At 66.6% G+C, this 6,101-nt stretch carries 7 protein-coding genes; all 7 read right to left on the bottom strand.

Translation table 11 applies throughout. The features are described from left to right. On the bottom strand, positions 1-160 hold a 160-nt coding region (locus AB1I47_RS08570), incomplete at its 3' end, for an ATP-binding cassette domain-containing protein (protein ID WP_354683350.1). A gap of 27 nt (positions 161-187) precedes the next feature. Then, entirely contained in the window at positions 188-877 is a 690-nt protein-coding gene (locus AB1I47_RS08565; protein WP_354683347.1) for a DUF2848 domain-containing protein, read from the bottom strand. A gap of 29 nt (positions 878-906) precedes the next feature. Beyond that, on the bottom strand, positions 907-2,133 hold the full coding sequence (locus tag AB1I47_RS08560; protein WP_354683346.1) for an ABC transporter substrate-binding protein: 1,227 nt from the start codon (positions 2,131-2,133) through the stop codon (positions 907-909). Between the two features lie 66 nt (positions 2,134-2,199). Beyond that, complete coding sequence (locus AB1I47_RS08555) at positions 2,200-3,552, bottom strand: amidase (protein WP_354683345.1); 1,353 nt, start codon at positions 3,550-3,552, stop codon at positions 2,200-2,202. A gap of 2 nt (positions 3,553-3,554) precedes the next feature. Next, the gene (locus tag AB1I47_RS08550; protein ID WP_354683344.1) at positions 3,555-3,935 is read right to left on the bottom strand and encodes a cupin domain-containing protein; all 381 of its coding nucleotides are present in this window, start codon (positions 3,933-3,935) and stop codon (positions 3,555-3,557) included. A 45-nt stretch (positions 3,936-3,980) separates the two neighbouring features. Next, positions 3,981-5,465, bottom strand: a complete 1,485-nt coding sequence (locus AB1I47_RS08545) for a 4-hydroxyphenylacetate 3-hydroxylase family protein (RefSeq protein ID WP_354683343.1) — start codon at positions 5,463-5,465, stop codon at positions 3,981-3,983. 32 nt (positions 5,466-5,497) lie between these two features. Continuing rightward, positions 5,498-6,031 carry a flavin reductase family protein gene (locus AB1I47_RS08540; RefSeq protein ID WP_354683342.1) on the bottom strand — a complete coding sequence of 178 codons (534 nt, stop codon included), beginning with the start codon at positions 6,029-6,031 and terminating at the stop codon, positions 5,498-5,500. Between the last annotated feature and the right edge of the window lie 70 nt (positions 6,032-6,101).

The raw sequence follows: 6,101 nt of genomic DNA, 5'->3' as shown, positions 1-6,101 counted from the left end.
TGAGCAGGTTGAAGCAAGTGGTCTTGCCCGCGCCGTTGGGGCCGATCAATGCATGGATCGACCCGCGGCGCACCTGCAGGTTGACGTCGCTCACCGCGGTGAAGCCGCGAAAGGATTTCCCGAGGTTCCGGGTCTGCAATATCAGGTCGTCTTGGGACATGGCCGGGACTCCGTTACACACGCCCGCTCAGCCCGCGACGGGCAGCGTCGCGACCGCATACGCGTGGCGCAGCGTGCGGCCCAGTACCGGGTCTTCCAGCTCGATCTCGAAGCGCTCGGCAGGCCGGATGCCGCCGATCGCCGGCAAGGTGCCGCACAGCATCGCCGTGCCCTGGCCAAAATCGCCACCGTGGCTGGCAAAACGCTGCAGCAAGTCGGCCGGCGAGCGCATGGCCGTCACCGGACCCTGCTGGTACAGCACGCGCTCGCCGCCGATGGTGGCGTAGGAGCGCAGCACCAGCCGGTCCCAGTGGCCTTCCACCTCGGCCAGCCGCCACAGCGCCGGCGCGCAGGGCTTCTCGCACATTTGCTTCGATACGGTGATGCCGTAGGTCTCCGCCTCGCGGTCGGTGTGGTCCGAGGCGATGCCCACCAGGATCTCGCCGCCATCGTTCACCAGCAGGAATTCCGCCTCGCCGCTGCTGGCTTCGCCGCTGACCTGGATTTCCGGCTTGCAACTGAGCCGCTCCGCGGCAACGCGATAGAACACCGGGGTATAGGGCGGGCGCTTCACGCCCAGTTCTTCCAGCTCGCGGATGTGGGCCTCCATGGCTTGCACGTCCCGGCCAGTCCATCCGGCCACGACGAGATGGCGGATGGTGACGGCGCGCTGCGATTTGCCCTGGCGGCTTTCGATATCAAAGGTAAGGGTCTTCATGTTCGGTGTCTCCGGGTGGGGTGGCGGGCTTATTTCGTGACCAGCGGGCAGGTGCTGGCGCTCAGCGGCCGGAACGCTTCGTTGGCGGGAATCACGCTCTTGATCGTGTAGTAGTCCCACGGCCTCTTGGAGTCCTGCGGGCGCTTCACTTCGACCAGGTACATGTCGTGCACCATCAGGCCGTCGGCGCGGATGGTGCCGTTGCTCGCGAAGAAGTCGTTGACCGGGGTCGCGCGCATCTTGCCCAGCACGGCATCGCTTTCATCGGTGCGCGCGGCCTGGACCGCCTTCAGGTAGTGCATCGTCGACGAATACACGCCGGCATGGACCAGCGTCGGCATGCGGCCGGTCTTGTCGAAGAAGCGTTGCGACCAGGCCCGCGTGGCGTCGTCGCGGTCCCAGTAGAACGCGGTGGTCAGCGTCATGCCCTGCGCGGCTTTCAGGCCAAGGCTGTGGATATCGCTGATGAACATATGCAGACCGGCGAGCTTCTGCTTGCCCCCGCTGTTGATGCCGAAATCCGCGGCCGTCTTGATCGCGTTGACCGTGTCGGCGCCGGCGTTGGCCAGACCGATCACCCGGGCGCCGGAAGCCTGCCCTTGCAGCAGGTAGGACGACAGGTCCGCCGAATTGATCGGGTGTTTTGCCTTGCCCTTGAGCGTGCCGCCCACGCTCGACAGCGCCTGTGTACCATCCTTTTCCAGCGATGCGCCCAGCGCATAGTCGACCGTCAGGAAATACCAGCTGCTGTCGCCGCGCCGTGCCAGCGCCTTGACGGTGTTGGCGGCGAAGGCGTAGGTGTCGTACGAGTACTGGATGGTGTAAGGCGAGCAATCCTCGTTGCTCAGCCGCGTGGTGCCGGCGCCGCTGGCGATGACGATCTTGCGCTTGAGCTTGCCCAGGTTGGAGACCGCCAGCGCCACCGAGGACGGCAGTGCGTCCTGGATGATGTCGACCTTCTGGTTGTCGAACCAGCCGCGCGCCAGCGTGGCGGCCACGTCGGTCTTGTTCTGGTGGTCGGCGCTCACTACCTGGACCGGCGCGCCCAGTACCTTGCCGCCGAAGTCGTCGACGGCCATCTGCGCGGCCACCACCGATCCCTTGCCGCCGATATCGGAAAAGATGGATGACATGTCGGTCAGCACGCCGACCTTGACCACGCCGTCGCTGATGGCGGGAGTGTCCGCGGCGGAGGCGGACGTCGCAAAGAGAGTGGCGCAGGCCAGCACGGCGGCGCCGATACGGATATCAGGCATGTTGTCTCCTCTGTATTTATGGGTACTACGGTCGGCGGCGCTGCCGCCTGTTTCCGACACTCACTGCTAGCCGCGCTCGTGCCGCAGCGCGGCCTCGACCCCCATGCCAATCGCCAGCAGCCGGCGGTCGGCCAGGTGGCGGCCAAACAGCATCAGCCCGACCGGCGCCTCGCCGTGGCGATGGCAGGGGACCGACAGCGCGCACAGGTCGAGCATGTTGGCGATGGCCGGATTGCGCAGCAGCAGCCGGTTGGCGGTGAAGAAGGCATCGTCATCGTCGAGCTCCGCGATGCGGGGCGCGACAATCGGCACGGTCGGCAGCACCACCGCATCGAAGCCGGCGAGTTCGGCGTGAGCCTGCCGGCACAGTTCGCTTCGGTGCTGGCGCATGCGCAGGTAATCGGCGGCGCGCTGCCCGTCGGCCAGCCGGATCCGCGACAGCACGCGCGGGTCGTAGCGCGCGGCGTGCGCCGCCATCAGGCTGCCGTGCCAGGCGCTGGCCTCGGCGGCAACCAGGCCACCGTTGGCGCCGAGTTCGGCCAACTGCTTCCAGCTATCGAAGTCCACGTCCTGCAGCAGCGCGCCGGCCGCCGACAGCCGGCGCAGCGCGCGGCTGTAAACCTGCGCCACCTCGTCGGAGATGCCCTCCATCACCAGCCCCGCCGGCACGGCCAGGCGCAAGCCGGCCAGAGGCGCAGCGGCCGTGACCGCTTCTTCGCCAGCCATCACCGCATCGACCGCCGCACAGCACGCGACCGTGTTGGCCAGGCATCCCACCGAGTCATAGCTGGGCGACAGCGGCACGGCGCCCTGCAGCGGCACGCGGCTTGCCGTGGGCTTGAAGCCGACGATGCCGCACAGCGCCGCCGGGATGCGGCACGAGCCGCCGGTGTCCGAGCCGATCGCGGCCAGCGCCATGCCGTCGGTCACCGACACCGCGGCGCCGGACGACGATCCGCCGGGAATGCGGCCGGCCTGGCGGTCGAACGGGTTGCGCGGCGTGCCGTAATGCGGGTTGATGCCCACACCCGAGTAAGCGAACTCGGTCATATTGGTGCGCCCGACCAGCACCGCTCCCGCCGCACGCAGCCGCGCGATCGCAGGCGCATCGGCGGTGGCGGTCCGCTCCGGCAAGACAAGGGCACCCGCGCGGGTCACGTCGCCCTGCACGTCGAACAGGTCCTTCACGGAAACGGGAATCCCGGCAAGCGGGCCGGCCACGCCCTGTTCGCGCAGCATGTCGCTCGCCTGGGCCTGCCTGCGCGCCGCCATGCTGACGCCATGCGGAAAGGCGCGCGCGCCTTCGCCGCCCGGATTGCAGATACGCTCGACGCACGAGGCCAGCAGCGACAGCGCATTGGCGCTGCCGTCGGCAAGCTGGCGCTTGGCAGTGGCGATGGTGGAAACGGTGGCTGCCATGATCAGGCCGGGTCGTAGTAGTGGATTTCCAGCAGCATGCAGCCGGCGTTCGACTTGAACGGGCCGTGGAATGCGCCGGGCGGACGGCAGGCGTAGGTGTTGCGCGCGAACGCTTCGCCGCCCTCCCCGTTGGCGTCGTTGCCCACGGTCAGGTCGCCGCTGAGCAGATAGACCTCTTCCCAGTAGTCGTGGACGAACGGGGCTGTGGTGAAGACCCCCGGATCGAAGCGCAGCAGGCGGGTGCGGCTGCCGCTGCGGCGGCCCTCGTCCAGCGAGCCGGACAGGATCTTCTGCTGGATACCGGCCGGATAGCCGTGCGGGACTTCCCAGCCGGATGCCAGGTCAACGGTATGGAACTCGTCGTGAAGCTTGTTGATTGCCATGGTGATTCTACGTGGTCAGTGCAAAGGGGAAGCAATGCGGCCCCGTCAGGCCGCCTGCGGCAGCCGCGCCAGTTCGTCCTCCAGCGAATAGCTGCCGAGCATGTTGTCGACCAGGCCGGCAGCGTTCTTCCAGTCGTAGGTCCGGTAAGCGTGGCCCTTGGTGACGAAGGTGGCGCCGGCGTAGAACATCTCGTACTGGTTGTGGCGGGAGGCGAACTCTGAGCCCACCGCGTCCCAGGCCAGCTTGAAGAACTTGACGCGTTCCGCCGGGCTGCACACCGGCGACTTCTGCGTCTTGGTGATGATCTCGGCGAGCCCCGGATTGGCGAAGTCCGCGATGCTCGACGGCAGCATGATCATGCCGCCGCCGGCCAGCTCGCGCAGCGTGTTCAGCACCTTGGCGTAGAGCTGCTGCGTGACCACCTGCGAGCCGTACAGCATGCTGCGGTCAGGTACGAAATAGCCGTTCTGGTTGACGCGGCCCTTGGCCTCCATGCCGTAGACCCAGGCCTCGACCATGCCCGCCTCCGCGGCGAGCTGGCCCAGCAGCTCCCTGACCTGCGGAAACCCGTTGGTGCCGTTGATCTCGGTGATCCGGTGCGCAAGCCCCACCAGGAAGCGCAGCTTCACCATCAGCCGGACCTGGCACTGGTAGTTCTGGTAAACGTGGGCGGGCGTGGCATGGAACTGCTTTGCGCACATCGCGACGTCACCGGCGACAAAGATGCGGTCCCACGGCACCTTGACGTCGTCGAAATAGAGCACGGCGTCGTTCTCGTCGAAGCGGCTCGCCAGCGGGTTGTCGAAGACCGAAGTGGCGCTGGCCTCGTACGACTTGCGCGACATCACCTTCAGGCCTTTGGTGTTCATCGGCACCGCGAACGACAGCGCATACATCTCGTCGCCCTCGCGCAGCGGCTGGATGCAGCTGCAGAACACTTCGTTGGCCATGATGCCGCTGGTGGCGAGCATCTTGGCGCCGCGCACCGTGATGCCCTGCGCGTCCTGGTCGACGATGCCCACGGCCAGGTACTTGTCCTGCTGCTCGTGCGCCGCCCTGGCCTGGTTGGCCTGAGGGTTCACGATCACGTAGGTCAGGAACAGGTCGTTGTCCCGCGCATAGCGGTAGTAGTCGCGCAAGGCACCGGCGCGGGCGGGGTCGGCCTGCTCGAACACGTCGATGCCCATGTACATCCCCGAGATGCACGATGCGACATGGTCGGGCGAGCGGCCCATGAAGCCGTAGTGCAGCGCGGTCCACGCTTCGAGCATCTGGCGGCGCTCGACCAGTTCGTTGTAGGTGGCGGGAAGCTCCCAGATGCGGCTGACGCGCCGGTCGGTGCCTTCGGGCTGGAAGGTCATGCTGGCGATGTTCTCGGGTCGCGCCTGGTAATCGTAGAGATTGGCGTAGCTGCGAATCGAGTTGCGGAACGCCGGGTGCACCGTGACGTCCGTGACCCGCTTGCCGTCCAGATACACTTCGCGCCCATCGCGCAGCATCGCGATGTGCTGGTCGCCGGTCTTGATCATGTCGTTCTCCTGTCCTGACTGTTTTTGTGGATTCATGCTGCGGCCGGGCTGTCTTCCAGTGCCCGGTACCTGCCGCCAAAGAAGATCAGGGGCCGGCCGTCTTGCCGGGCCTGATGGCGGACCACCCGCCCGATGAAGATGACGTGGTCGCCGCCGTCGTGCTGCGCATAGGGTTCGCATTCGAAGGTAGCGAGCGCGTCCGGCAGCAACACGTGGCGATCGCCGCCGTGGCGTCCGAAGTCGATGCCTTCCCATTTGCCGGTGTTCGCCTTCGCGAACCGGTTCGAGATATCCTGCTGGGCTTCGGCCAGCACGTTGACCGCATAGCGGCGCGCCGTGCGCAGGTCGGCCAGGCTCAGGCAACGCCGGTCGACCGAGAACAGCACCAGCGGTGGATCCAGCGACACCGAGTTGAACGACGCCACCGTGATGCCGACCGGCACCCCCTCCTCGCGCGGCGCCGTGATCACGGCGACACCCGTGGCAAACATCGCCAGCGCATTCCTGAAGCGGCGCTGCGCACCGGCGTCCGATTCGACGCCACGACCTGCAGATGACTCAGCCATCACGACTCCTACACATGTTGGTTCCATCAAGCTATTTACTTTGTTCATTAGCTTTGTAACTTAGGTTTCA

Source organism: Cupriavidus necator (assembly GCF_040578825.1).
Lineage (GTDB): Bacteria > Pseudomonadota > Gammaproteobacteria > Burkholderiales > Burkholderiaceae > Cupriavidus > Cupriavidus necator_E.
The sequence above is the reverse complement of the archived record's forward strand: the minus strand, read 5'-3'. Positions and strand labels throughout refer to the sequence as shown.

Coding starts and splice junctions, on each gene's coding strand:
- AB1I47_RS08555 (WP_354683345.1), bottom strand. CDS start 3,552: ATGGCAGCCACCGTTTCCACCATCGCCACTGCCAAGCGCCAGCTTGCC.
- AB1I47_RS08565 (WP_354683347.1), bottom strand. CDS start 877: ATGAAGACCCTTACCTTTGATATCGAAAGCCGCCAGGGCAAATCGCAG.
- AB1I47_RS08540 (WP_354683342.1), bottom strand. CDS start 6,031: ATGGCTGAGTCATCTGCAGGTCGTGGCGTCGAATCGGACGCCGGTGCG.
- AB1I47_RS08560 (WP_354683346.1), bottom strand. CDS start 2,133: ATGCCTGATATCCGTATCGGCGCCGCCGTGCTGGCCTGCGCCACTCTC.
- AB1I47_RS08545 (WP_354683343.1), bottom strand. CDS start 5,465: ATGATCAAGACCGGCGACCAGCACATCGCGATGCTGCGCGATGGGCGC.
- AB1I47_RS08550 (WP_354683344.1), bottom strand. CDS start 3,935: ATGGCAATCAACAAGCTTCACGACGAGTTCCATACCGTTGACCTGGCA.